At 57.8% G+C, this 533-nt stretch carries 1 protein-coding gene; it reads left to right on the forward strand.

The genetic code is table 11. The features are described 5' to 3' along the window. Nucleotides 1-55: 55 nt before the first annotated feature. The coding region (locus tag K9U40_RS23365; protein WP_282892453.1) for a hypothetical protein at nucleotides 56-533 on the forward strand (478 nt) is incomplete at its 3' end.

The following is a 533-nucleotide window of genomic DNA, read 5'->3' on the forward strand; positions in this document are numbered from 1 at the left end:
CTTCTGGAGCACGTGGTTGCAGTATTTACGGTCCGGTCGAAATGGAGCCGAGCCTTTGGCGATTGAGTGGTACGACGTCACTGGTGCGATCGTCGCGGGTTTCCTTCAAAGTGGCCCTGCGGGGCGTAAGCCGGGAACAGGTGTCAGCGATATAACGCGTCGACGGTATTGGCGGTTGCTTGAACGAATTTACGATTTCGCCGTCCGGAAGAACTGGATTGCGTCCAACCCCGCGAAAGCGTTGGAAGAAGGAGAGCGCCCGCCGATCGAGAACTCTCTGGGTGCAATTGCCACTCCTCAGGTTTGGGCGGCCTTGCAGTCCATTTTGGCACTTGCCCCTGACGGCGCTGGGCCTGTCGAGTTGCGCAATCGCGCTTTGCTCCTTTGTGTGACCGAGATGGCTTTGATGCCTCTTGAGCTTAGGACGCTCACTCTGGATTCGGTCCTTTATTCGAGTTATGAAGGTCGCCGGCACCCGTACCAACTGCAGCTCGATGGACCCGGTAGAAATCAGCGGCGCCGCATCGTGATGC

The organism is Xanthobacter autotrophicus (assembly GCF_030015065.1).
GTDB lineage: Bacteria > Pseudomonadota > Alphaproteobacteria > Rhizobiales > Xanthobacteraceae > Xanthobacter > Xanthobacter autotrophicus_D.